The organism is Mesorhizobium sp. LSJC285A00, from assembly GCF_000503155.1.
In the GTDB taxonomy this organism is placed as follows: domain Bacteria; phylum Pseudomonadota; class Alphaproteobacteria; order Rhizobiales; family Rhizobiaceae; genus Mesorhizobium.
This window is the reverse complement of the sequence record NZ_AYVK01000001.1, coordinates 148,000-172,537: the sequence shown is the minus strand read 5'-3', so window position 1 is coordinate 172,537 and position 24,538 is coordinate 148,000. Positions and strand designations below refer to the sequence as shown.

The 24,538-nt window shown below is 62.8% G+C and carries 22 protein-coding genes; 9 read left to right on the top strand and 13 right to left on the bottom strand.

All coding sequences use genetic code 11. The annotated features are described in order from the left end of the window. Positions 1-11: 11 nt before the first annotated feature. The 3 genes from X726_RS165745 to X726_RS165755 form a co-directional block, all read right to left on the bottom strand. Positions 12-485, bottom strand: coding sequence for a YaiI/YqxD family protein (locus X726_RS165745; protein WP_023667588.1), 474 nt, complete (start codon positions 483-485; stop codon positions 12-14). Between the two features lie 64 nt (positions 486-549). Beyond that, positions 550-1,119, bottom strand: a complete 570-nt coding sequence (gene gfa, locus X726_RS165750) for an S-(hydroxymethyl)glutathione synthase (protein ID WP_023667587.1) — start codon at positions 1,117-1,119, stop codon at positions 550-552. 122 nt (positions 1,120-1,241) lie between these two features. Further along, positions 1,242-2,369, bottom strand: coding sequence for an S-(hydroxymethyl)glutathione dehydrogenase/class III alcohol dehydrogenase (locus X726_RS165755; RefSeq protein WP_023667586.1), 1,128 nt, complete (start codon positions 2,367-2,369; stop codon positions 1,242-1,244). 237 nt (positions 2,370-2,606) lie between these two features. Between X726_RS165755 and X726_RS165760 the strand changes: the two genes are divergently transcribed. From X726_RS165760 to X726_RS165775, 4 genes are all read left to right on the top strand, one after another. After that, the gene (locus X726_RS165760) at positions 2,607-4,619 is read left to right on the top strand and encodes an acetyl/propionyl/methylcrotonyl-CoA carboxylase subunit alpha (RefSeq protein WP_023667585.1); all 2,013 of its coding nucleotides are present in this window, start codon (positions 2,607-2,609) and stop codon (positions 4,617-4,619) included. 259 nt (positions 4,620-4,878) lie between these two features. Then, positions 4,879-8,406, top strand: coding sequence for a DNA polymerase III subunit alpha (gene dnaE / locus X726_RS165765; protein WP_023667584.1), 3,528 nt, complete (start codon positions 4,879-4,881; stop codon positions 8,404-8,406). A gap of 169 nt (positions 8,407-8,575) precedes the next feature. Then, positions 8,576-8,974, top strand: coding sequence for a nuclear transport factor 2 family protein (locus tag X726_RS165770; RefSeq protein ID WP_023667583.1), 399 nt, complete (start codon positions 8,576-8,578; stop codon positions 8,972-8,974). 227 nt (positions 8,975-9,201) lie between these two features. Further along, positions 9,202-10,005, top strand: coding sequence for a potassium channel family protein (locus tag X726_RS165775; RefSeq protein WP_023667582.1), 804 nt, complete (start codon positions 9,202-9,204; stop codon positions 10,003-10,005). Between the two features lie 7 nt (positions 10,006-10,012). On the opposite strand, the gene X726_RS165780 is transcribed toward X726_RS165775, so the two are convergent. Beyond that, positions 10,013-10,894, bottom strand: coding sequence for a DMT family transporter (locus X726_RS165780; RefSeq protein WP_023667581.1), 882 nt, complete (start codon positions 10,892-10,894; stop codon positions 10,013-10,015). Between the two features lie 183 nt (positions 10,895-11,077). Between X726_RS165780 and X726_RS165785 the strand changes: the two genes are divergently transcribed. Further along, complete coding sequence (locus tag X726_RS165785; protein ID WP_023667580.1) at positions 11,078-11,584, top strand: hypothetical protein; 507 nt, start codon at positions 11,078-11,080, stop codon at positions 11,582-11,584. Positions 11,585-11,590: 6 nt separating this feature from the next. On the opposite strand, the gene X726_RS165790 is transcribed toward X726_RS165785, so the two are convergent. Continuing rightward, complete coding sequence (locus X726_RS165790) at positions 11,591-12,919, bottom strand: DNA polymerase IV (RefSeq protein ID WP_023667579.1); 1,329 nt, start codon at positions 12,917-12,919, stop codon at positions 11,591-11,593. Positions 12,920-12,986: 67 nt separating this feature from the next. On the opposite strand from X726_RS165790, the gene X726_RS165795 reads away from it, so the two are divergent. After that, a complete protein-coding gene (locus X726_RS165795; RefSeq protein ID WP_023667578.1) occupies positions 12,987-13,562 on the top strand; it encodes a GNAT family N-acetyltransferase in 576 nt (191 codons plus the stop codon). Positions 13,563-13,662: 100 nt separating this feature from the next. Further along, complete coding sequence (locus X726_RS165800; protein WP_023667577.1) at positions 13,663-15,150, top strand: hypothetical protein; 1,488 nt, start codon at positions 13,663-13,665, stop codon at positions 15,148-15,150. 24 nt (positions 15,151-15,174) lie between these two features. Here the strand turns inward: X726_RS165800 and X726_RS165805 are convergent, their stop codons facing one another. After that, positions 15,175-15,828 carry a hypothetical protein gene (locus tag X726_RS165805; RefSeq protein WP_023667576.1) on the bottom strand — a complete coding sequence of 218 codons (654 nt, stop codon included), beginning with the start codon at positions 15,826-15,828 and terminating at the stop codon, positions 15,175-15,177. After that, positions 15,825-16,124 (bottom strand): DUF3572 domain-containing protein, encoded by a 300-nt coding sequence (locus X726_RS165810; protein ID WP_023667575.1) that lies wholly within the window; start codon positions 16,122-16,124, stop codon positions 15,825-15,827. The genes X726_RS165805 and X726_RS165810 overlap by 4 nt, the downstream gene beginning before the upstream one ends. A gap of 238 nt (positions 16,125-16,362) precedes the next feature. Between X726_RS165810 and X726_RS165815 the strand changes: the two genes are divergently transcribed. Both X726_RS165815 and X726_RS165820 read left to right on the top strand, forming a co-directional pair. Further along, entirely contained in the window at positions 16,363-16,734 is a 372-nt protein-coding gene (locus tag X726_RS165815; protein ID WP_023667574.1) for a response regulator, read from the top strand. A gap of 24 nt (positions 16,735-16,758) precedes the next feature. Next, on the top strand, positions 16,759-18,132 hold the full coding sequence (locus X726_RS165820) for a PleD family two-component system response regulator (RefSeq protein WP_023667573.1): 1,374 nt from the start codon (positions 16,759-16,761) through the stop codon (positions 18,130-18,132). Between the two features lie 404 nt (positions 18,133-18,536). Here X726_RS165820 and rpmG read toward each other — a convergent pair whose 3' ends face one another. From rpmG to rnr, 6 genes are all read right to left on the bottom strand, one after another. Further along, positions 18,537-18,704, bottom strand: coding sequence for a 50S ribosomal protein L33 (gene rpmG, locus X726_RS165825; RefSeq protein ID WP_006201775.1), 168 nt, complete (start codon positions 18,702-18,704; stop codon positions 18,537-18,539). A 420-nt stretch (positions 18,705-19,124) separates the two neighbouring features. Continuing rightward, positions 19,125-19,580: a hypothetical protein gene (locus X726_RS165830; RefSeq protein WP_023667572.1), complete on the bottom strand. Its 456-nt coding sequence runs from the start codon at positions 19,578-19,580 to the stop codon at positions 19,125-19,127. Between the two features lie 115 nt (positions 19,581-19,695). Then, entirely contained in the window at positions 19,696-20,871 is a 1,176-nt protein-coding gene (locus X726_RS165835; RefSeq protein ID WP_023667571.1) for an MFS transporter, read from the bottom strand. A 79-nt stretch (positions 20,872-20,950) separates the two neighbouring features. Further along, entirely contained in the window at positions 20,951-21,691 is a 741-nt protein-coding gene (locus X726_RS165840) for an NUDIX hydrolase (protein ID WP_023667570.1), read from the bottom strand. An 87-nt stretch (positions 21,692-21,778) separates the two neighbouring features. After that, positions 21,779-22,231 (bottom strand): DUF983 domain-containing protein, encoded by a 453-nt coding sequence (locus X726_RS165845; RefSeq protein ID WP_027050375.1) that lies wholly within the window; start codon positions 22,229-22,231, stop codon positions 21,779-21,781. After that, a complete protein-coding gene (rnr, locus tag X726_RS165850) occupies positions 22,231-24,537 on the bottom strand; it encodes a ribonuclease R (protein ID WP_023667568.1) in 2,307 nt (768 codons plus the stop codon). The genes X726_RS165845 and rnr overlap by 1 nt, the downstream gene beginning before the upstream one ends. Position 24,538 lies beyond the last annotated feature (1 nt).

Here is a 24,538-nt window from a genome sequence, read left to right as displayed (position 1 = left end):
CGGATGGTGCTTCACGTCTGGTCGGGTGTGACGGATTTCAGGGCGCGCCGCAAGATACGGTCGAGCTCACCCAGGAAACGCGAGCGATCCTGTGGCGCAAAGCTGGCATTGTAGCCCTTGCTCTCGCCGGTTTCGCGCAGATGCTGCTTCAAATCGCGCATTGCAACCGCCATGCCGATGGTCTCCGGCGTGAACGGCCGGCCGGTTGGCCCAAGCACATGCGCGCCGAGCGCCACGGTGCGAGCGGCAAGCGGGATGTCGGCGGTGATCACGATGTCGTTGGGTTTTGCGTTCCCGACGATCCAATCGTCAGCGGCATCGGCGCTTTTAGAGACGACGACGTTGCGGATCATAGGATCGCGCGACGGACGCAGCCCGCCATTGGAGACGTAGGTGACGACCACGCCATGGCGCTCGGCGACCTTCTCGACCTCGGCTTTCACCGGGCAGGCGTCGGCGTCGACGTAGATGGCGGGTGCGGGCATTATCTCTCCAAAACGGACATGGGGCCGGCATGTTACCCGGCCCCATGCCAGAAATCTCGTACTGTCAGGCCGGCAGCGCGCCCGACTTCTTCGCCGTCCAGGTGGCTATGTAATCCATCAGGCCGGGGTTGAGACAGTCATAGGGTTCGAGGCCGATCGACTTCAACTGGCCGCGGATGCCGTCCATGCGCTTGGGGTCGACACCGGATTCGATGATCGACGAAACGAAAGCGGTGAAGCCCGGCGGTGACCAGCCGTCTTCCTGGAAGCGCTCGGGATGGATGAAGGACAGACCCTTGAACGGATGGTCGCGCTCGACCGGGCCGTGCATGTGGACGCCGCAACCGGTGCAGGCATGACGCTGGATCAACGCTGCCGGATCGACCACCTTCAGCTTGTCGCCATTCTCGGTGACGGTGACGTCGCCAGTGCCGGCGACCGCCACGACCGAGAACACCGCGCCGTCCGGTTTCCAGCATTTGGTGCAGCCGCAGGCATGGTTGTGGGCGATCTGGCCCTTGACCGTCACCTTCACCGGCTTGCTGGTGCAGGCGCAGACCAGCGTGCCGCCGGCAAAGCTTGCGCTCTCCTTTGGCAAGCCATTGTCGATTTTGGGATGCAGTTTCTCAGGCATTGTCTTCCTCCCTTGTTGAACCTGTGCAACTTCAGTCGCTGGCCCTTCGGTCGGCGGCTTGTTCTTCCTCCGTTTGGTGTGCGATCGGACGCAAAACCGGGCGCCACTTTTGCTGATCGCACTTAGTAAACGACGACGCTCCTGATCGACTTGCCCTCATGCATGAGATCAAAACCCTTGTTGATGTCCTCAAGCTTCAGCAAATGGGTGATCATCGGGTCGATCTGGATCTTGCCGTCCATGTACCAGTCGACGATTTTCGGCACGTCGGTGCGGCCGCGCGCGCCGCCGAAGGCGGTGCCCATCCAGGTGCGGCCGGTGACCAGCTGGAACGGCCGGGTCGAAATCTCCTGGCCGGCGCCGGCCACGCCGATGATAACCGACTTGCCCCAGCCGCGATGCGAGGCTTCCAGCGCCTGGCGCATCACCTTGGTGTTGCCGGTGCAGTCGAATGTGTAGTCGGCGCCGCCGATCTGGTCGGCGCCGCGCTTGGTCAGGTTGACGAGGTGAGGAACGATGTCGCCGTCGATCTCCTTCGGATTGACGAAATGCGTCATGCCGAAGCGCTCGCCCCATGCCTTCTTGTCGTTGTTGAGGTCGACACCGATGATCATGTCGGCGCCGGCGAGTTTCAGGCCCTGGATGACGTTGAGGCCGATGCCACCGAGACCAAAGACGACAGCAGTCGCGCCTTGCTCGACCTTCGCGGTGTTGATGACCGCGCCGATGCCGGTGGTGACGCCGCAACCAATGTAGCAGATCTTGTCGAAGGGCGCGTCCGGGTTGACCTTGGCGACGGCGATCTCGGGCAAAACGGTGAAATTGGAGAAGGTCGAACAGCCCATATAGTGGAAGATCTTGTCCTTGCCGATCGAGAAGCGCGACGAGCCGTCCGGCATCAGGCCCTGGCCCTGCGTGGCGCGGATGGCGGTGCACAAATTGGTCTTGCGCGACAGGCAGGACGGGCACTGCCGGCATTCCGGCGTGTAGAGCGGGATGACGTGGTCGCCCTTCTTGACCGAGGTGACGCCCTTGCCGACATCGACGACAACGCCAGCGCCTTCATGGCCGAGGATTGCCGGAAACAGACCTTCGGGATCGGCGCCCGACAAAGTGAACTCGTCGGTGTGGCAGATGCCGGTCGCCTTGATCTCGACCAGCACCTCGCCTTCGCGCGGTCCGTCGAGGTCGACCTCCATGATTTCCAGCGGCTTTCCGGCGGCGACAGCGACAGCGGCGCGGGTTTTCATCAGGCAATTCCTCCCAAGGCGATTGGTCTTCAGGCTTTCAGGGTTTTTATACTGTTTCAACCCGATTTGGCGACCAAATATGGCGCAAATCTTGGCCCAGTCGTCGGCGAGCCCAACCTTCGCCCCTCGGCACGGGCCTGGCGGGCAGGGAGTGTCTTGATGGGTGCGCTGCCGGCGGTGCTTGAGCCCGGCTGCCGAAGCCCATAAGAAGGACGAAAGACCGAGGAAACGCCTTCGATGTTCACGAAAATCCTGATCGCCAATCGCGGCGAGATTGCTTGCCGCGTCATCAAGACGGCGCGCAGGATGGGGATTGCCACCGTAGCGATCTATTCCGACGCCGATCGCGACGCCGTGCACGTCGAAATGGCCGACGAAGCCGTGCATATCGGGCCATCGCCTGCCGCGCAAAGCTATCTTCTGCCTGAAAAGATCATCGCTGCCTGCAAGGAGACGGGCGCGCAGGCCGTGCATCCCGGCTACGGTTTTCTGTCGGAGCGGGCCGCCTTCTGCGAAGCGCTTGAGGCTGAGGGCATGGTCTTCATCGGTCCAAAAGCCAAGGCGATCAAGGCGATGGGCGACAAGATCGAATCGAAGAAGTTCGCCAATGCCGCAGAAGTGTCGACGGTACCGGGCTGGCTTGGTGTCATCGAAAATGCCGACCATGCCGAAAAGATCGCCGGCGAGATCGGCTATCCCGTGATGATCAAGGCCTCGGCCGGCGGCGGCGGTAAAGGCATGCGCATTGCCTGGAGCCAGTCGGAAGTGCGCGACGGCTTCGACCGGGCGCGCTCGGAGGCGAAAAGCTCGTTCGGCGACGACCGCGTCTTCATCGAAAAGTTCGTCGTCGATCCGCGTCATATCGAAATCCAGGTGCTGGCCGACGCGCATGGCACCGCCCTCTATCTCGGCGAGCGCGAATGCTCGATCCAGCGCCGGAACCAGAAGGTTGCGGAAGAGGCGCCGTCGCCATTCCTCGATGCCAGGACGCGCAAGGCCATGGGCGAGCAGGCCGTGGCGCTGGCCAAGGCGGTCGACTACCAGAGCGCCGGCACCGTCGAGTTCATCGTCGATGCTGAAAAGAACTTCTATTTCCTTGAAATGAATACACGATTGCAGGTCGAGCATCCGGTGACGGAGCTTGTTACCGGCATCGACCTAGTCGAGCAGATGATCCGTGTCGCCGCCGGCGAGAAGCTGGCGATCGAGCAGAGCGACGTCAAGCTGAACGGCTGGGCGGTGGAAAGCCGGCTCTATGCCGAGGATCCCTATCGCAATTTCCTGCCCTCGATCGGCCGTTTGACGCGCTACCGGCCGCCGGAGGAGGGCACGTTCGGCGACATCGTCATCCGCAACGACACCGGCGTCACCGAAGGTTCCGAGATTTCGATGTTCTATGACCCGATGGTGGCAAAACTCTGCACATGGGCGCCGACACGGCTGGCGGCAATCGACGCCATGTCGGAAGCGCTGGACAGTTTCGTCGTCGACGGCATCGAGCACAACATTCCATTCCTGGCGGCGCTGATGCAGCATCCGCGCTGGCGCGAGGGGCGGATATCGACGGGCTTCATCGCCGAGGAATATCCTGACGGCTTCGCGCCGATCGTGCCCAATGGCGATGAAAAGGCAGTGCTGGCGGCGATCGCCACCGCGGTCGAGCTTCTGCGCCGCGACCGGCTCGACCGGCTGGGCGGGCGGCTGGCGCCGCATTCGGGCGCACTCAAGCGCGATTGGGTGGTGAAGCTCGGCGACGACTATCTCCAGGCTTCGATCATCGAGGGCATGATCTCCATTCCGATGGAAATCGATCTGTCGGTCGATGGCGGCAAAGCGCTGACGGTGGCGTCCGACTGGCGGCCGGGCGACCTCATCTGGCGCGGCACTGTCGGTGCCCGCAAGGTCACGGCGCAGATCAGGCCGGCGCCGAACGGCCTGCGCATTGCCTGGAAAGGCATGTCGGTGAGGGCACGCGCCATGCTGCCGCGCACGGCTGAACTGGAAAGGCTGATGCCGGAGAAGGTGGCGCCGGACACGTCCAAGATGCTGCTTTGCCCGATGCCGGGCCTGGTCGTGTCGATCGCGGTTGCCGAGGGGCAGGAGGTCAAGGCCGGCGAGACGCTGGCCGTGGTCGAGGCGATGAAGATGGAAAACGTGCTGCGCGCCGACCGCGATCTTGTCGTGTCGAAGCTCAACGCCAAGCCGGGTGACAGCCTGGCTGTCGATGCGGTGATCATGGAGTTCGCCTAGAGATTGTTTGGAAATTCTACTCCGGCGGCCATCTGAAGGTGGTTCTGCGCTTCCCGTGCTCACGGACCAATGGCCGCTGCGCTCCGGTTCTCGAAACCACCATCATATGACTCGCCAGTGCGAATTTCGAACAATCTCTGAGCCGTGCGGCTGGGTACGGAAGCCTGTGGTCGGTGGTCATTTGTGCTGGACTGGCATCGCCCGGTCCGGGACAATACATCTCCATCGACTCAAAGCCCTTCGAGCAATTTGAAACATCATGGCGGATGACAAACTTCCACGCGATCCCCTGAGGCGCGAAGCAGCGCTCGCTGCTGCGCGCCCGGAGGCGCCGGCGCGGCCGTTCATCCATCTGCGGGTGCATTCGGCGTATTCGCTGCTCGAGGGCGCCTTGCAGGTCGCCGCCGTTGTCGGTCATGCCGTCAAGGACGAGTGCCCGGCAATCGCAGTCACCGACACAAACAATCTGTTCGGCGCGCTGGAATTTGCCCAGAAGGCGGTGAAGGAAGGCATCCAGCCGATTATCGGTTGCCAGATCGATCTCGCCTTTTCCGGCGAGACCAGCGACGCGCAGCGCGACCGCCGCCGCCATGGTCCGGAGATGCACGCCGTGGTGCTGCTCGCCGCCACCGAGGCCGGCTACAGCAACCTCGTCAGGCTGGTCAGCCAGGTCTATCTGGAGACGCCGCCGGGCGAGCCCGTGCATCTGACGTCAGCAATGCTGGAAGGCCATAGCGATGGCCTGATCTGCCTCAGCGGCGGGCCGCGCGGCCCGATCGGCCGGGCGCTGAAGGAGGATCGCCGAGATCTTGCCGAGACGCGGCTTCTGGCACTCAAGGCGCTGTTCGGCGACCGGCTCTATGTCGAGCTGGACCGTGTTTCCGGTTATGACCGCGCTATCGAGAAATCATCGGTCGACCTTGCCTATATCCATGATCTGCCGCTGGTCGCCACGAATGAGGCGTTCTTCGCCGCCCGCGACGACTATGACGCGCATGATGCTCTGATCGCCATTGCCGAGGGTTCGGTGGTTGCCGCCGACAACCGTCGCCGGCTGACTTCGGACAATTTCCTGCGCAGCCAGGCGGATATGGCGCGGCTGTTCGCCGACCTGCCGGAAGCGACCGACAACACCGTCGAGATCGCGCTGCGCTGTTCCTATTATCCCAAGACCCGCAATCCGATCCTGCCACGCTTTACCGGCGGCGATGTCGCCGACAATGAGGTGGCGCTGAAAGCGGAGGCCGATGAACTGCGCCGGCAGGCCCATGAAGGTCTCGACGCCCGGCTGGCGGCGCATGGACCCACCGCCGGCTACACGGTCGAACAATACCGCGAGCGGCTCGATTTCGAGCTCTCCATCATCGAGAAGATGAAATTTCCCGGTTACTTCCTGATCGTCGCCGACTTCATCAAATGGGCGAAGGCGCAAGGCATTCCGGTCGGGCCGGGCCGTGGTTCGGGCGCCGGATCGCTGGTCGCTTATTCCACCACCATCACCGATATCGATCCGCTGCGCTTCTCGCTGCTGTTCGAGCGCTTCCTCAATCCGGACCGCGTGTCGATGCCCGACTTCGACATCGACTTCTGCCAGGATCGGCGCGAAGAGGTCATCCGCTACGTCCAGCAGAAATATGGCCGCGACCAGGTGGGACAAATCATCACCTTCGGTACGCTGCAGGCGCGCGCGGTGCTGCGCGACGTCGGCCGCGTGCTGCAAATGCCTTACGGCCAAGTCGACAAGCTCTCCAAGATGGTGCCGCAGAACCCGGCCAATCCGGTCAAGCTGGCGGATGCCATCGCCAACGAGCCGCGCTTTGCCGAGGAGGCCGAGAAGGAGCCGATCGTGCAGACGCTGCTCGATATGGCGCAAAAGCTGGAAGGGCTCTACCGCCACGCTTCGACGCACGCCGCCGGCATCGTGATCGGCGACCGGCCCTTGTCGGAACTGGTGCCGATGTACCGCGATCCGCGCTCCGACATGCCGGTCACCCAGTTCAACATGAAATATGTCGAGCAGGCCGGGCTGGTAAAATTCGACTTCCTCGGCCTGAAGACGCTGACGGTGCTGGAGACGGCGGTGAAGCTGATCCGCCGGCGCGGCATCGAGATCGACCTGGCGACGATCCCGCTCGACGATCCTGAAACCTACGCCATGCTGTCGCGCGGCGAAGTGGTCGGTGTGTTCCAGGTGGAAAGTGCCGGCATGCGCAAGGCGCTGATCGGCATGCGGCCCGACTGCATCGAGGACATCATCGCGCTGGTGGCGCTCTACCGTCCCGGCCCGATGGAGAACATCCCGACCTACAACGCCAGAAAGCATGGCGAAGAGGAGATGGCATCGATCCATCCCAAGATCGACCATCTGGTGAAGGAGACGCAAGGCGTCATCGTCTACCAGGAACAGGTGATGCAGATCGCGCAGGAGCTGTCGGGCTATTCGCTCGGCGAAGCCGATCTGCTGCGTCGCGCGATGGGCAAGAAGATCCGCGCCGAAATGGACAAGCAGCGCGAGCGCTTCGTCACCGGTGCGGTCGAACGCGGCGTCGGCAAGCCGCAGGCCGACTTCATCTTCGACCTTCTGGCCAAGTTCGCCGACTACGGCTTCAACAAATCGCACGCGGCCGCCTACGCCGTCGTGTCCTACCAGACCGCCTATCTCAAGGCGCATTACCCCGTCGAGTTCCTGGCGGCGTCGATGACGCTCGACATGGGCAATACCGACAAACTCGCCGATTTCCGCCAGGATGCGCTGCGTCTCGGCATCGAGGTGGTGGCGCCGTCGGTGATGACCAGCTTCCGCAATTTCGAGGTCGGCGAGAACCGCATTTACTATTCGCTGGCGGCCCTCAAGGGCGTCGGCGACGCTGCGGTCGAGCACATCGTCGCCATGCGCGGCGAAAAGCCGTTCAAGAATCTCGCCGATTTCTGTGAAAGGGTCGATCCCAAGATCGTCGGCAAGCGCGTCTTCGAAAGCCTGATCATGGCCGGCGCGCTCGACTGCTTCGGCCACGACCGCGCCCAGATGATGGCCGGCGTCGAACGGATGATGGGGCTGGCTTCGCTGGCGCAGCAGAATGCCATTTCGGGCCAGCACGACATTTTCGGCGCGTCGCTCGGCGCGCAGCAGCAGGCGCTCAATTTGCCGCAGACCGATCCGTGGCTTGCCGCCGACCGGCTGCACCGTGAATTCCAGGTCGTCGGCTTCTATCTTTCGGCGCATCCGCTCGACGAGTACAAGGCGGCCCTGCAGAAGATGCGCGTGCAGAACTGGGGCGAGTTCTCGGCTGCGGTCAAACGCGGTGCCGCCGCGGGCCGGCTCGCCGGCACCGTCACCACCAAGCAGGAGCGCAAGACCCGAACCGGCAACAAGATGGGCGTCATCGCCTTTTCCGACACATCTGGCCAATATGAAGCCGTGCTGTTTTCGGAAGGGTTGGCGCAGTATCGCGATCTGCTCGAGCCCGGACGTTCGGTGGTGATCACCGTTTCCGCCGAGGATAGGCCCGAAGGGGTCAATCTGCGCATCCAGACGGTGCAGTCGCTGGAGGATGAGGCCAGCCGTATCCAGAAGGCGCTGCGCATCTTCGTTCGAAATGACGGGCCTGCGTCGGCGATTCAATCGCAGCTTACCCAGCGTGGGGAAAGTCAGGTAAGCATTATCGTCATCAAAGAAGAGGCGCAGGGCGAGATCGAGATCGAATTGCCCAACCGCTACCGCATCTCGCCGCAGATCGCGTCGGCCATGCGCGCGGTGCCGGGTGTGGTCGAAGTCGAGCTCGTCTAGGCTGCGCTGATATACACGGCAATCGCATCGACGTCGGCCAGTGCATGACGGCATAAAGATGCTCTGGGCCTGACATTGCAGCCGATAGGGCCAGCGTGCGGGGCGTGGTTGACCTGACCTTCCTTTGAACCACATGCGTTGAGCAGAAACTTCAAAGGAACGCACAATCATGCCCAGCCGCGAACGCGTCGAAGCCTTCCTCAAGGAGGTGGTCGAAGGCAGCCACGTCAAAGCGATCGCCGACTTCTACCATGACGATGCCACCATGCAGGAAAATCTCGGCGTCCCGCGGCGCGGCAAGGAAACACTGATGGCGCATGAGCAGGCAGCACTCGATCGGATCGAGAAGATGCACACCCATCCTGTCCAGACATTCCTGGTCGATGGCGACAATGTCGCCATCCGCTGGACCTTCGACCGTGTCGACAAGGCCGGCACCGTGCGCCGGCTGGAAGAGGTGGCCCTGCAGCGCTGGCGTGGTGACCGGATTGCGGAGGAGCGGTTCGTCTACGACACCGCCTCGGCCTGGCGCCTCGTCGGGCCGGACGGCAAGGTGGTGGAGGGGTGACGATCACCGGGTCAGATCATGATGAGATTTGGTTGAAATCTCATCATGATCTAACCCTTTGTTGGAGCATGATCTTTTCCAAAAACCGGNTAGATCATGATGAGATTTGGTTGAAATCTCATCATGATCTAACCCTTTGTTGGAGCATGATCTTTTCCAAAAACCGGCACCCACTTTTTGGGATCATGCTCTAGACGGCCCCGGCTGGGACAGTTACGCACTTGGTGATGAAAGCAGCCGAGAAGGACGGATTGCAGCAAAGCTCAGCGATGGCGCGGCTGCGTGACCGGCTGCGCAAGCTCTATCACGGACGCACGCCGGCGGCGTTCCGGTTTCAGCTGGTGGCGGTCATCATCGACCTCGCCATCATCGCCTTCTTCGTTGCCACGCCGGTGCTCCAGGACAAGCCGTCATTCCTGTGGCTCGACTATACCGTCGCCGCATTGGTCGCCGCCGACCTGATTGCCCGGCTGTTAGCCTCCAACGACATGCTGCGGCTGATGAAACAGCCGACATCCTGGGTCGATGTCTTCATCCTTCTGACGCTGCTGATGCCGACGGCGCTGGCAAATCTGGCGTTCCTGCGCATCCTGCGGCTGTGGTCGCTGTCGCGCAGCGGCTCGCTGTGGCGGCATTTCGAGATGCGCGGGCTAAGGCCATGGCGCGAGGCGAGCCAGGCGGTCATCAACCTTTTGACGTTTCTCTTCGTCATCACCGGTTTCGTCTACACCTTCTTCTTCCGCTCCGGCGCCGGCCTCGAAAACTATGTCGATGCTCTTTATTTCACCGTTGCCACGGTGACGACGACCGGTTTCGGCGACATCGTGCTGCCGGGAATTGCCGGCAAGCTGACCGCAATCGTCACCATGATCATCGGCATCTCGCTGTTCGTCAGGCTGGCGACAGCGATCTTCCGACCCGCCAAGGTGTTCTTTCCCTGTCCGCAGTGCGGACTGCAACGGCATGAGCCGGACGCCGTGCACTGCAAGGCCTGCGGGCATCTTCTCAACATACCGGATGAGGGGAATTGACCGACCGCTACGAGGCCGCGACCTCGGCCGGCTTTGGCGCCTTGCGCTGCAGGTTGAGCAGGTTGCCCATCAGGATCAGCAGGGCGCCGCCGGCTGTAAAGATGTCGATCTGTTCGCTGTAGAGCAGCCAGCCGATCAGCGCCGACAGTGGCATGCGCAGGAAATCCATCGGTGAAATCACCGTAGCGTCGGCATAGGTGAGGGCACGCGCCATGCAGAAATGCGACGACATGCCGGTGAAGGCAATCAGCAGGATCCATGGCCAGAGTTCGAGCGGTGGGTTGCGCCATTCATAAAGCGCCGGGATCAGGCCGACCACTGACTGGATGATCAGCATCCAGAAGATGATGCGCACGACACTGTCCGTGCGGGTCAGCGACTTGACCAACACCACCGATACGCCAAAGCACACGGCCGCGCCGAGAACGACGAGGTGACCCGGATCCATGGAGCCGACGCCGGGGCGAACGATGACCACCACGCCGATCAGGCCAAGCACGACCGCCGCAATTTTCGGGCGGGAGAGCCTTTCGCCAAGAAAGGTCACCGCCAGGATCGCGGTCCAGATCGGCGTGGTGAATTCGATCGATATGAGCACCGCAAGCGGGATCAGCGTCAGCGCATAGAGCCATGCCGCCTGGCCCGTATAGTGGATGACATTGCGAGCGATATGGGCCAACGGGCGCTGCGTGCGCATTGCGGCGAATCCGCCGCTCATCGTCACCAGCGGCAACAGGATGAAGAAGCCGATCACCGAGCGCAGTTCCAGCACCTGGAAGACGTTGAGCTCGGCGGTGGTTGCGCGGCCGGCGACCGACATCGCCAGAAACGAGGCGATCGACAGCGCCATCCAGAACGCGGCTTTGGGGATCGATGGGGAAGGTGCCATAGGCGCTATGTCGCAAGCCGGGACTTCTATCGCAACCGTTAGGCGACGCATTCGACTGGGCCAGACCCGTTGCAAAACAGCCATGCTGGAAGTGGAACCTGACGCAACGGCAGGCGTTGGTTCCCGGTATTGGCCAATTGCTGGACGCATCGTTTCTTCAACATCAACGGGGGAGAGATTCCGATGAAATCATTCGCGCGGTTTCTGCTAGCCGGCTGCCTGGTAACTGCAAGCGCCACGGCCGATGCCGACGAGGCGAATTTTCTCAGCTCCTTGCAAGGGAATTTCTCCGGCAAGGGGACAGTCAAGGTCACCACCGACGCACCGACGGTGAATGTGTCCTGCACCTTCAATTCCGACGCGACCTCGAGTTCATTGTCGCTTGACGGCAATTGCCGTGGTCTTGTCGTGGTGACGCGCGCCATCAGCGCCAATCTGAAGGCCCGCGGGGCGAAGTATACTGGCGTCTATGTCGGGTCGCGCACCGGGCCGGCACAGCTCGCCGGCAGCCGTTCCGGGAACGCGATCAGTCTCGGCATTCGCTGGGCGGCGGAGGTCAATGGCGATCGCAAGGCGCGGTTGACGGTCGAGAAAACCAGCGGCGACGGAATGCGGTTGACCGTTACCGACGTCGATCCGAAAACCGGCAACAACGTGGTGACGAGCCGCATCGATCTCAAGCGTATCTAAGCCGTCTCACTCCTCGATCGGCTCCGGCGGGTTGGCGTTGCGGCCTTTACCGAAGGTGTAGCCGGTTTCCACCGCCTTCTTGCCGAACTTGTCGCGCAGCGTATCGATGGCGCTTTCGGCCATGGCGCGCTTGCGCGAGCCGACGTCGACGAGATCGGGCGGATCGGCCTTCTCGTCATCCGAGAGATCGCTGACACCGATGCCGAGCAGCCGGTACTTTGTCCCGTCCGCCTCCTTGCGCAACAGGTCGAGCCCGGTCTGGAAAATACGGTCGGCCAGCCTTGTCGGGTCGCCGAGCTGGCGGTTGCGGGTGCGCAGCTTGAAATCCTGCGTCTTCAGCTTCAGCACCACGGTGCGCCCGGCAATGCCTGACTTCTTCAGCCGCGCCGAGACCTTTTCCGACAATCCCCTCAGCACTGGAACCAGTTCGCCCATTTCAGCTATGTCGGTGTCGAAAGTGGTTTCGGCCGACACACTTTTCGCATCCTGGTCGGGATCGACACGGCGGTCGTCCTGGCCGCGCGAGAGATGGTAGAGCCGGGTGCCCATCACGCCATAGCGGCGCATAAGATCGGCGCGCTCCATGCGCTGCAACTGGGCGATGCTGCGGATGCCGTCGCGTTCTAGCGTTGCGGCAAAAGCCTTGCCGACGCCCCAGATCAGCGTCACCGGCTGTTCGGCCAGGAAACCCAGCGCCTCGGCTTCGCCGATCACCGAAAAGCCGCGCGGCTTGCGGAAATCGGAGGCAACCTTGGCCAGGAACTTGCAGTAGGAAAGGCCGGCCGAAACGGTGATGCCGATTTCCTTTTCGACGGTCTGCGCAAAGCGTGCCAGCACCACTGCCGGCGGCATGCCGTGCAGGCGCTCGGTGCCGGCGAGGTCGAGAAACGCCTCGTCGATGGAGAGTGGCTCGACCAGCGGCGTCAGCGCCTGCATCAGCGCGCGGACCTCGCGGCCGACGCGGACGTATTTCTCCATATTGGGCGGGATGACAACCGCTTCCGGACAGGCTTCGAGCGCCTTGAACATCGGCATTGCCGAGCGCACCCCCTTGATGCGGGCGATGTAGCAGGCGGTGGAGACGACGCCGCGCTTGCCGCCGCCGATGATCAGCGGCTTGTCCTTCAGCGCCGGATTGTCACGCTTTTCGATCGCCGCATAGAAGGCGTCGCAATCGATATGCGCCAGATGCAGCTGGTAGAGCTCGGGATGGCGGGTGAGTCGAGGGCTGCCGCAACGCTCACAGCGCCTGGTATCGCTGCGCTGAAAGGTCAGGCAGTCGCGGCAAAAACCGTGCTCGGGATTGTTGACAGGGGCCGCCATCGCTGCGAACATAAAGAGAACAGATGCAATGGTACGTCAGGACGGAAGCCGCCACAAGCGGTTAGCCGGGAGATAACTCATGAGCACGACCATAGCGCCGCTGGCGCCCGACCTGTGGGCGGATTTCGAGGATCTTTTCGGCAAGCAGGGCGCCTGTTACGGGTGCTGGTGCACGCATTTCCGGATGGCGCCGGCGGTCCGGCGGGCCAGCGACAAACAGCGCAACAAGGATCATATCAAGGCGCGTATCGAGGCCGGGCCGCCGCCGGGGCTTTTGGCCTTCGAGGACGGCCAGGCGGTCGGCTGGATGCAGATCGGTCCACGCGCCGACGTGCCCGAATGGAACAATCGGGGCCGGGGCTCGGCGCCGGTCGATCCAACCGACGCCGTAGATCCCGGCGTCTGGGCCATCTCCTGCTTCTTCATCCGCGCCAGCGCGCGCGGCCGGGGCGTCAGCCACCGCCTGGTCGAGGGCGGCATCGCTTTTGCCCGCCAGAACAAGGCGCGGCTGGTCGAGGCGTGTCCGATCGACGTGTCGCGCGATTCGCGTTCGATCGGGCTGTTCGTCGGCTCGTCGCGTGTGTTCGAAAGGGCCGGCTTCGAGCGGCTTGTCGAACGCAAGGCCGGACGGCCGCTGATGCGGCTGGTGTTGTAGTCTAATTACCCGTCGGCGTTTGTTGATGTCCTGTGGAAGCTGTAGGTTGGTTTCATAGCAGACGAACGAAGCGTTCCTTTTTGGTCAAATGGAGAATTTTGTGAACCGTGTCTTGCCGCTTGCTTTCCTTCTCGCCCTCAGCGCTCCTGCCTTTGGCCAGGCTGTCGATGCCCAAGGTGCCAAGCAACTTTCCGATGAGCTCTCTCGCTATGTCGGCAAACAGGCGCTCAATGAAGGCATTTTGAAGATCTCAGCCGAGGAGGGTGCCTACAAGATCACCTTCGATGTGATGGCGCTTGTGGCGAAGATGCCGAAGCAGGATCTGAAGCGGTTCGATTTCCCGCCCGTCACGCTGCGGGTCAAACCGCGCAGCGACGGAGGCTGGGATGTCGCCTCGGATTTCTCTACGACTGGGTCCATCGAGGTAAATGGCCCAAATGGCCTGAACACCGGGCAAATCGTTGTCAAGGATGGCAAGTTCACGGGCGTCTATGACCCGGAACTGGCGGCATTTACCAGCGGCACCAGTTCGATTGCGGGCATGACGATGACGTCGCGCCAAGTCAGTCAATTGACCGATTTGAGCGTGGGGCTGGGCTCTTCCAAATTTGACGCCAGGAAGTCGGCCAACGGCGGCGTCGATCTTAAACTCACACAGGCGATGGCGGACTTCGTCGAAACGGTCAAAATCGATGACCGGTCAATCGCAGCGCTCCGGGCACCGGAGCTCGCTGTGAACGTGACCGCTAAGGCCATTCAGACCAAGCCGCTTCTGGATCTTTTGGCGTTCGCCGTCGCCCATGAGGACGAGGCCCGGCTGAAGGCCGATCAAGCAGAGTTCAAAACGCTTCTGCTCGGTGCGCTGCCGCTATGGGAACGGATCGATGGGACCTACGCATTCAAAAACCTTGCCATTGAAACATATGCCGGCAATTTCGGCGCGGCGCAGCTGAACACCGTTGTCGGCATGGACGGCATCAGCAAGGACGGCAAGATCAGCTACGCATTCAAGGTTTCCGGCCTGACAATACCGCAGCAGATGCTGCCCAGTTGGACCGTTGCGTTGCTGCCGACGGATCTCGACCTGAATTTCGGCGGCGCCAACATCGATCTCGACAGTATGGCCAGGAAAACCATCGACACCCTCGATTTCAGCAAGGATCCACCGCTGCCGCCAGATTTCGGCGACGAGATTTCCGCCAATTTCCTGGCCAAGATACCAAAATTCGTTCTCGGGCACAGCACGGTGAAGAACGGCGACATCGAGGTCGCCATGGAGGGCGAAATGACGTTCCCCGGCAAGAAGCCGGATGCGAGCGTGACCGTCAACGTAACCGGCTACGACAAGATCGTTGAAACCTTGCAGGCGGCGGCTAAATCTGACCCGGAGGCCTCGCAGGCTTTCACAGGGGCGCTTGCGATTAAGGGATTCGCCAAGACGCTGCCGGACGGCCGTATCGAATGGGTGATCAACGCCAGGCATGATGGGTCGGTGACGGTCAACGGCGCGATGCTGAAGGGGCCTGATCCGGTCGTGGAAGACAACGCCGATCCGGATGCGATCCCTGGGACAGCAACGAAGCCTTGAGCACTGACCTCGGGGGCGGCTAACTCAGAGTCCCAGCGCGCTAGCAATCTTTGGCGCGGCTTCGTGCCAGTCCTCGACGGAGATGATGTCGTCCGGCACCGGCGGCAGGAAGGCGCGCAGCGAATTGTCGGCCATCAGGTGGAAGAGATGGGCGTCGGCAACCGAGTTGCGTGCCGAGATGAGGTTGGCGGGCTGGTCGTCGACAAAGGCTACCGGCCGGCCTCTGCTACCACGCAATTTGGCCACCGCCGGTCCCTTGGCCATCTCGGTGGTCAACAGCGGATAGGGCAGCCCGAGCGCATCGAGATGGGCGCGGCGCGCAGCGCGATGCCGGTGCGGCATGGCGGTCAAAAGGACGATCTCGGCGCGGTCGCCAAGGCTGGCAAGCGCTTGTTCGGCACCATCGGTGACGCTCTGCCAGTCGGCCTGCGTATCGAAGAAATCTCCGAGAAGTGCCGTCACCTCCGGCTGTTCGATCAGCCGGCCGCTCGCCGTTTCGGCAATGTTGCCGGTGAGACGGAACGAGGCCAGCGTCAGGCCGAAGCCGCGCGATTTCAGGAAATGCGGAAACGGCCGGATGAATTCGAGCACGACATCGTCGACATCGAGGATCAGCAGAGGCCGGTCGTCGGCTGCAAGTTCGGCGATCTGGCGTGCCGTCTCGGGATCGTCGCTCATATCGAATGCTCATGGTCGTCGCCGCCAAGAGGCAGCGCGCGCAACGCCTTGCCGATGGCGGCCGGGGGGGTGCCGGTTTGCTCGGCAAAGCGCAGCAAGGTCGGCTCGTGGGCAAGGATGAACTGCAGCACTCCGGCCAGGAATCCCGGTTCGGCCGCGGCGCGGCGGATGGCGGACGCCTCGATGCCGGTGATGGCCAGGAAGCGCGGCAGGAGTTCGGGGTCGGCGGCGACGAAGCCCAGTGCCTTCACGGCAATGGTTCCCGCTTCCTCGCGCATTGACGCTGCGTTTGCCATCACTACCTTCTCGTTGCGGAAATGAGTCTCTTTTCCGCAGTAATCGCAAGCGTCGCCTGCGGCAAGCCACAGCCCCGATCCAATGTGGTTTTCGAGGTGGAATCCAAATGGCTTTTGCCGTTTCGGGTTTCCGTTTCGTCAATCATATTGCCTTAAGAGTGAGCGAGGGTTGGTGTGCTTCGACAAGGGCGCATAGCGGCAGGGCTTCGGGCAGAAGCCTGGCCGGGACGGGAAATCGATGCCTAAGAAGGTCATGATCGTCGAGGACAACGAGCTCAATATGAAGCTCTTTCGCGACCTCATCGAAGCCAGCGGTTACGAGACGGTGCGCACGCGCAACGGGCTCGAGGCGCTCGATCTGGCGCGCCAGCACAGGCCCGACCTGATCCTGATGGACATCCAGCTGCCCGAAGTGTCGGGGCTGGAAGTGACGAAATGGCTGAAGGAGGACGACGACCTCCATTCCATTCCGGTCATCGCCGTCACCGCCTTCGCCATGAAGGGCGACGAGGAACGCATTCGCCAGGGCGGTTGCGAGGCCTACATCTCCAAGCCGATCTCGGTGCCGCGTTTCATCGAGACCATCAAATCCTATCTCGGTGATGCCTGATGCCTTCAGCCGGAGCCTTGTGACATGACCGCGCGGATCCTCGTCGTCGACGACATCCCTGCCAATGTCAAACTTCTCGAGGTTCGGCTGCTGGCCGAATATTTCGAGGTGTTGACGGCCTCCAACGGGCCGGACGCGATCGAGACCTGCGAAAACGGCAAGGTCGATGTCGTGCTGCTCGACGTGATGATGCCCGGCATGGACGGGTTCGAGGTCTGCAAGCGGCTGAAAAGCGATCCGGCGACCGCGCATATACCGGTGGTCATGGTGACCGCGCTGGGCCATGTTGCCGACCGGGTGCGCGGCCTCGAGGCAGGCGCCGACGACTTTCTCACCAAGCCGGTCAACGATCTGCAACTGATGACGCGGGTGAAGAGCCTGGTCAGGCTGAAGTCGCTGACCGACGAGCTGCGGCTGCGCGCATCGACCACCCGCAACATCGGCATCGAGGCGCTGTTGAGCCGCAGCTTCGCGTCGGAGGACGCCACGCCGAAGGTGCTGTTGATCGACGAGCGCAAATCGTCGTTCGAGCGCATCCAGAACATGCTGCGCGGCAGCGCCGAGCTCGACATTGCCACCGATCCGCATGCCGGCTTCTTCCAGGCCGCCGAGGCGCCCTATGAGTGCGTGCTGATCTCGACCGGTTTTACCGATTTCGATCCGCTGCGGTTGTGTTCGCAATTGCGTTCGCTCGACCGCACCCGCTTCCTGCCGATCATCCTGATTGCCGACGAAGGCGAGGAGGGCCGCATCATCAGAGGCCTCGAACTCGGCATCAACGACTATCTGATGCGGCCGATCGACCAGCAGGAGCTGACGGCGCGGCTGCGCACGCAGGTGCGCCGCAAGCGCTACAACGACCAGCTGCGCGCCAGCGTCACCCAGACCATAGAGATGGCGGTGACCGACGCATTGACCGGGCTGCACAACCGCCGCTACCTCGACAGCCATTTGCAGACGCTGTTCGACCGCGCCGTGGCGCGGCGGCGGCCTCTGTCGGTGATGATCACCGATCTGGACCGCTTCAAGACCGTCAATGACTCGCATGGCCATGATGGCGGCGACGATGTGCTGCGCGAGTTCGCAAGGCGGCTGCGCAAGAACGTCAGGGGCATCGACCTTGCCTGCCGCTTCGGCGGCGAGGAATTCGTCGTTGTGATGCCGGACACGGACGGCGCGGTGGCGGAGAAGGTTGCCGAGCGCATTCGCGCCGAAATCGCCCAGCTGCCCTTTGCCATCGGCCCTGAAGGCAAGGCGATCGAAGTCACGGTCAGCGTCGGCGTGTCATCGGTTCTGAAGGGCGCGGACACGGTCGCGGCGTTGATGAAACGTGCCGACGTGGCGCTCTACGAAGCCAAAAGTGGCGGCCGCAACCGGGTCGTCGCCAAGGCAGCGTAGGCTAGACCACCGATTATGCAGTCAATCGGACAGGGTTAGGAATTTACCTTAATCCAAGCGATTCGGCAGGCTTGGTTAAGAAACTATTGATTTTCAAACATTGTTGCGCAAATGTGCGGTGCAAGAACAAGGGCGATGCGGCGCGAGGGTAGACAGCCGCATCGCTTCGCCGAATACCCCATGATGCTCAGGTCCGCCGCATCTCCTGGGTCCGTGGGGTCGGCCGGCCGGCGCTGGCACATAGTGGCCTCCTCGTACCGCTGCCATACGCCGACCGGCCCCCTTTTTTGCCAAAATTTGATGAGCACTTCGCGCCAAACAGCGGAGGGTTCTGGCTTTCGGGGCCTTGAATCAAAAACGCCGCCCGGAGGGCGGCGCTTTTGACAGAGCGTATGAAAACCAGATTACTTGATCTTGGTTTCCTTGAACTCGACATGCTTCTTGGCGACCGGGTCGTATTTGCGGAACGACAGCTTGTCGGTCTTGGTACGGCTGTTCTTGCTGGTCACGTAGAAGAAACCGGTGTCGGCGGTCGACAGAAGCTTGATCTTGATGTTTGCGGCTTTGGCCATTGTATCAGTCCGTTATGTTCGTGGGGTTTTGGCCGCTGGAGCGGGGGAAAACACCCGGACGCGGGAAACTTGGCGCGACACATAAAGAACGTGCCCGGAAAGTCAAGCCCGACGCCTTGCCTGTGTCGTAAGCACATGAGTTGTCCGGATTAGGTAGCACATGAGTTGTCCGGTTTTATCATCGGCCCGATGGAGGCTGAGGATGAGACGGACAGCATGGCTATAGGCCGGCGAATGCCGGGACGCTGCGAAGCGGCGGGGTTCGGCAGGGTGGATTGGTCACCCCGAACAACTCTTCGCAGGCTCAGGGCGTTCGAATCTCGAAAAAGCAAGCAATTGGCTTTTCGTCCGCTACGGACCGCTTCTCACCTCACAACGGGAGAAGGTAAGGTCGCTGCTTCCCCTCAGCGGGCCGGATTTCTAGGCTTCTTCCTTAACTGGAAGCGCTTTCTTCCAGTCCCCTGTGGTGTTCCACCAGCGATTCGGATTGGCGCGGTCGTCCAGGCCCTTGGAGCGGCTGGCGAGGATTGGCTGGATGCGGATCACCGGCTCCTGGTAGGAATGCGCCTGGAAAATCGCCTCGACGATGCGGGCGGCGAGCACCTGGTCGTCGGGCAACTCGAACGAGACCTCGACGGTGCCGGGGCGGCGGCGCAGTTCGGTTTCGACCCCGGCGGCTGCACCTTCCAGCGGTCGGTAGCGTTCGATGCCGTGCGCCGTTTGATAGGCGTTGCGGTCGTATTTGCCCATTGCCAGCGGCGCGATCGCGACCACGGCGTCCATGATGCGGTCGACATCGGCTGCCGGGGCCTGGAAGCTGACAAGCAGCAGAAGCGTCATGCGCAGAGATGTGGTTTCAAAGCCGCTGTCGATCATCGCCGTATCCTCAAACTCGGGTTTTTTGGGACACCCTTTTAGCTGAGGTCTCCTGACACGGTTCTGTCAGCAGGGGCGACATCCGGTCAGGATTGCGCAGGCTGCGGCGGACAGGCTACCAGATCTTGCGGATCAGCCTGGCGCTGACCAAGGCGATATAGGCGGCAAAGAACAGGCCGAGCGACCAGCCGAAGCCGGAGGGCCCGAAGGCATCCATGCCGATGCCGATCGCCTGCGGGCCAAGCACCATGCCGACGCCGTAGCAGAGCACGAAGGCGGCGTTGGCCGAGGCCAGTTCATGGCCGGAGAGCTGCGAGCCCAGATGGGCAAGGCCGATCGTGTACATGGCGGCCACCACGCCGCCCCAGACGAACAAAAGCGCCGCCATCAGGTGCCAATTGCCGGCGAAGAACGGCATGAAGATGGTGCCGGCAAGTCCGACCGTGGCGCAGGCCAAAAGCAGATAGCGGCGGTCTGAGACGCGGTCGCTGATCATGCCGATAGGGATCTGCAACAGCACGTTGCCGAGGCCGATCATGGTGAGCAGGAGGGCTGCATCCGCCTCGGAATAGCCGATGCGGTTGCCATAGACGGGGAACAGCGCAAAGCCGCCGGTCTCGACAGCGCCGAACACCAGCACGGCGGCGGTAGCTGTCGGCACCAGCCAGATATAGTGCAGGAAGTTGCTGGTTTCGCCGTCAACCACGATTGTGGGACTTTCATTCCGTGCGGCCAGCACCGGGATTGCGGCCAGCGCGACCAGGACGATGATGACGCCGAACGGCAAGAAGCCGGTGCTGCCGATATGGGCGAAGATCCATGGCCCGGCGGCGAAGCCGAGCGACAGCACGGTGGCGTAGATGCCGAGCACCAGGCCGCGCCGGCGCGGCGGCGCCGAGGTGCTGATCCAGAATTCCGACAGGATGAACAGCACCGTCAGCGCGATGTGCAGCACGATGCGTAGTGGGAACCACATCCAGAAGTCCGGCGCGAAGTGGAAGCCGACAAAGGCGAGCGCGCCGGCGGCGATCATGGCGATCATCGTCCAGGCGACGCCGAAGCGCATCGCCAGCGGCGTGGCCAGCGGGGCGCCGGCGATCGAGGCGAGGCCGGCGACCGCGGTGTTGAGGCCGATCATCGATGCCGAGTGGCCGCGGCTCTCGAGAATAACGCTGAGCAGCGGCATGCCGAGGCCTATGGCGATGCCGACGACGCTGATCGACGAGATCGCGGCGATCATCGGTAGCCAATGTACGCGCTCGTCGCCCTCTTGCTGGGTATCGACCGTCATGTGATGCCTGAATACTCTGTCTGTTTGATATTGCGTAATTCCGGACGGAAAACCGCGTCACACTTTTCCTGGAATTGCTCTAAAGAATTTCGCGAACGAAGCGGTTGCGGACAAGCCGGTAGAACGGCACGGACCCACCGGGTCGCAGGCGCGGATCGCCGGCAAGCCGCGTCTCCAGCTCCTGCAAGATCGTTCGGGTGATGTCGGGGATATCGGCCTCTCTGGCCTTGGCGAGCGGCAGCCAGACCAGTTCTTCCAGCTCATTGGTCGGGCCGCCACCCGGCAGTTCCACGGCGACATCGCTGCGCCAGGCGCTGAAGAAGCGGGTGTCGAAACGACGCAGGCGATTGGGCGGGGTGATGGCGCGGGCAATGAAGCGCAGCGGCGCCAGCGAAGGCTGGACGCCGTGCTCGACAAAGCCCTGCCAGTCGCGTTTGTCGGTTGCGAACGAGCCCTTGCGGCCGATGAGCAGGCCGGCTTCCTCATAAGTCTCGCGGATGGCCGAGAGCGCGATGGCACGGGCCCGCGACGGGCTGATGCGGCCGACGCCGGCGGTCAGCCTGGCTTCTTCCTCCGGAAGCAATGGGGTGGCAACGGCAATGCGGCTGTCGGCCGAATCGGTGCGGCCGCCGGGAAAGACGAACTTGCCGGGCATGAAGGCGTGGCCTGCATGGCGCCGGCCCATCAGCACCAGAATCTCGTCGCCCTCGCGGTCGAGCAGGATCAGGGTGGCGGCATCGCGCGGGCGTATGGGCAGGCCGCTGTGGGCGGCTGCGCCACGGTCCATCCTGCTGACTTCCGCCTTGGTCATACCTTCCATGCGCAGGACCTAGCGGAAACTTCTGGCAAACGAAAGTGGCCTTTCACGGTCGGCATGTTGCGCCAGGCGACATTGCCCTGACGCAAACTAGGTTCCGGGATGCGGCTCGGTGCCGTCTTTTTCGCCGCCGAAGCCGTGCATATAGAGCGCCCATTGCAGTCCGATGACGGCGCCCTTGACCGGTTGCAGCAGAGCGACCGACAGCACGATGGTCAACGGCACCCAAATGGCGATGTGCTGCCACATGGAGAGCGTCGACGTCGCCTCGACGCCCATGAAGGCGCCGAGAACGATGTGGCCGACGATGACGATGACGAGATAAGCGGGCAGGTCGTCGGCGCGGTGGTGGTGGAACTCCTCACCGCACGCGGCGCATTTGTCGACGCTTTTGGTGAAGCCGGCGAACAACCTGCCTTCGCCGCAATGCGGGCAGCGGCCAAGGGCGCCGCGCTTCATCGCCGTCCACAGCGGGCGGGCGACTCGGCCCGAATGATGTTCGCCCCCGAAAACCTGCTTCTGGATTCCCATTTCGCTTGCCATTATCGTCTCCTGCCGCGCGACCCCGGGCGCGATTGCGACGCGCGGGCGCGGCCTTTTGCCTTGTGAAACGACCGTTTGGAGCCGGGCAGGGGCTTCGGGTCGGTCAGCATCTCGAAACGCATCGCGCCGGCCATAGGCGCCACCTCGATCAGGCGAACCTCGACGCGGTCGGCAAGCTGATAGCCCTTGCCGGTGCGTTCTCCGAACAGCGATCGCGCGGTTTCGTCATATATATAGTAATCGCCATCCAGACTTGACACCGGGATGAAGCCATCTGCGCCAAACTGCGGCAATTGGACAAATAGTCCCGATTTGGTGACGCCCGAAATGCGGGCGTCGAAGCGGTCGTCGATGCGCTCGGCGAGGTAGGCGGCGATCAGCCGGTCGACGGTGTCGCGCTCGGCCGCCATGGCGCGGCGCTCGGTGCCCGAGATCAGCACCGCGACGTCTTCCAGCCGCGTCTCTTCGTCCTGCGTCAGCCCGCCGGGGCCGAGCTCAAGTGCGGCAATCAGCCCGCGATGCACGATCAGATCGGCATAGCGACGGATCGGGGAGGTGAAATGCGCGTAGCGCTTCAGGTTGAGGCCGAAATGGCCGATGTTCTTGGGCGAATATTCGGCCTGACTCTGCGAGCGCAGCACCACTTCGTTGACTAGCCCCTCATTGTCGGCGCCACGCACGCGCTCGAGAATGCCGTTGAACTGGGCGGGCCGCATCTGCGCGCCACGCGCCAGCGACAGGCCGAGCGTCTGCAGGAACTCGCGCAGCGATTCCTGCTTGGCCAGCGACGGCGCATCGTGGACGCGGTAGACCAGCGCCTGCTTCTTCGCTTCCAGCGTTTCGGCGGCGGCGACATTGGCCTGGATCATGAATTCTTCGATCAGCTTGTGGGCGTCGAGCCGCTCCGGGACGATGACGCGGTCGACGGTGCCGTCCGGCTTGAGCAGGATCTTGCGCTCCGGCAGATCAAGCTCGAGCGGCTGGCGGCCATCGCGGCCGCGCTTCAGGATGGCGTAGGCGTCCCACAGCGGCTTCAGCACCGTATCGAGGATCGGGCCGGTCTTGTCGTCAGGAAGGCCGTCTATCGCGGCCTGGGCCTGCGGATAGGCGAGCTTTGCCGCCGATTTCATCATGACGCGGTGGAAGGTGTGACGCAGCTTGCGGCCATCGGCGGCAAAAATCATGCGCACGGCAAGCGCGGGACGGTCCTGGCCTTCGCGCAGCGAGCACAGGTCGTTGGAGATGCGCTCTGGCAGCATCGGCACGACGCGGTCGGGGAAATAGACAGAATTGCCGCGTTTCAGCGCCTCGCGATCGAGTGCGGTGCCATAGCGGACATAGGCCCCGACATCGGCGATCGCCACTGTGGCGATCACGCCGCCGGGGTTCTTCTCGTCGAGGTCGGGCGTGGCGAAGACGGCGTCGTCATGGTCCTTGGCGTCGGCCGGGTCGATGGTCACCAGCGGCAGGTCGCGCCAGTCCTCGCGATGAGCAAGCGTCGCCGGCTTTACCGCCTCGGATTCGGCGATGACGTCGGCCGGGAAGATATGCGGAATGTCGTGCGCGTGGATGGCGATCATCGAGACCGCCTTTTCGCTGGTCAGCGAGCCCAGCACCGCCAGCACTTTTGCGCGCGGCAAACCATACCGGGAGGCCCGCGCCGGCTCGACCTCGACAAGGTCGCCGTTCCTGGCGCCGTTCTGGAATTCCTTGTCGACGATCAGTTCGGGCTGGCGACGTTCGACCGGCTCGATGCGGAAGGTGCCGTCCCTCAGGATCCGGAAGACGCCCAGCACGGCATCGGTGCGCTTCTCGAAAATCTTCATCACGCGGCCCGTATAGGCAGGCCCGGTCGCATCGTCGGTCGGGAAGGTCTTGGCCAGCACACGGTCGCCGATGCCCGGCTGCGGGCCATTGCCGCCGCGGGAGACGCGGATCGAGATGACCGGCGGTTCGCCGGTGCCGACGGCCTCCGCCGGATGCGCCAGCAGGATGCCGTCGCCGTCGCGGCCAAAAATGTCGAGTACGGCGACGTGCGGCAGAGCGCCGACGCGGGCCAGCCGCTTGCGCTCCTTGGTCAGGATGCCTTCGTCCTGCAGGTCGCGCAGAATGTCCTTCAGCCAGATGCGGTCGTCGCCGCGCAAGGCAAACGCCTTGGCGATGTCGCGTTTTCCCGCGCGGTCGGGGTTCTCGGCGATGTAGCGCAGGATTTCGTCACGCGAGGGCCTGTAGTCGTCCATGACCTTGGCCCTCGTGTCGGCGGTGCGCGGATCGCCGTGGCTTCTACCGGTGATCCTGCGCGCCACG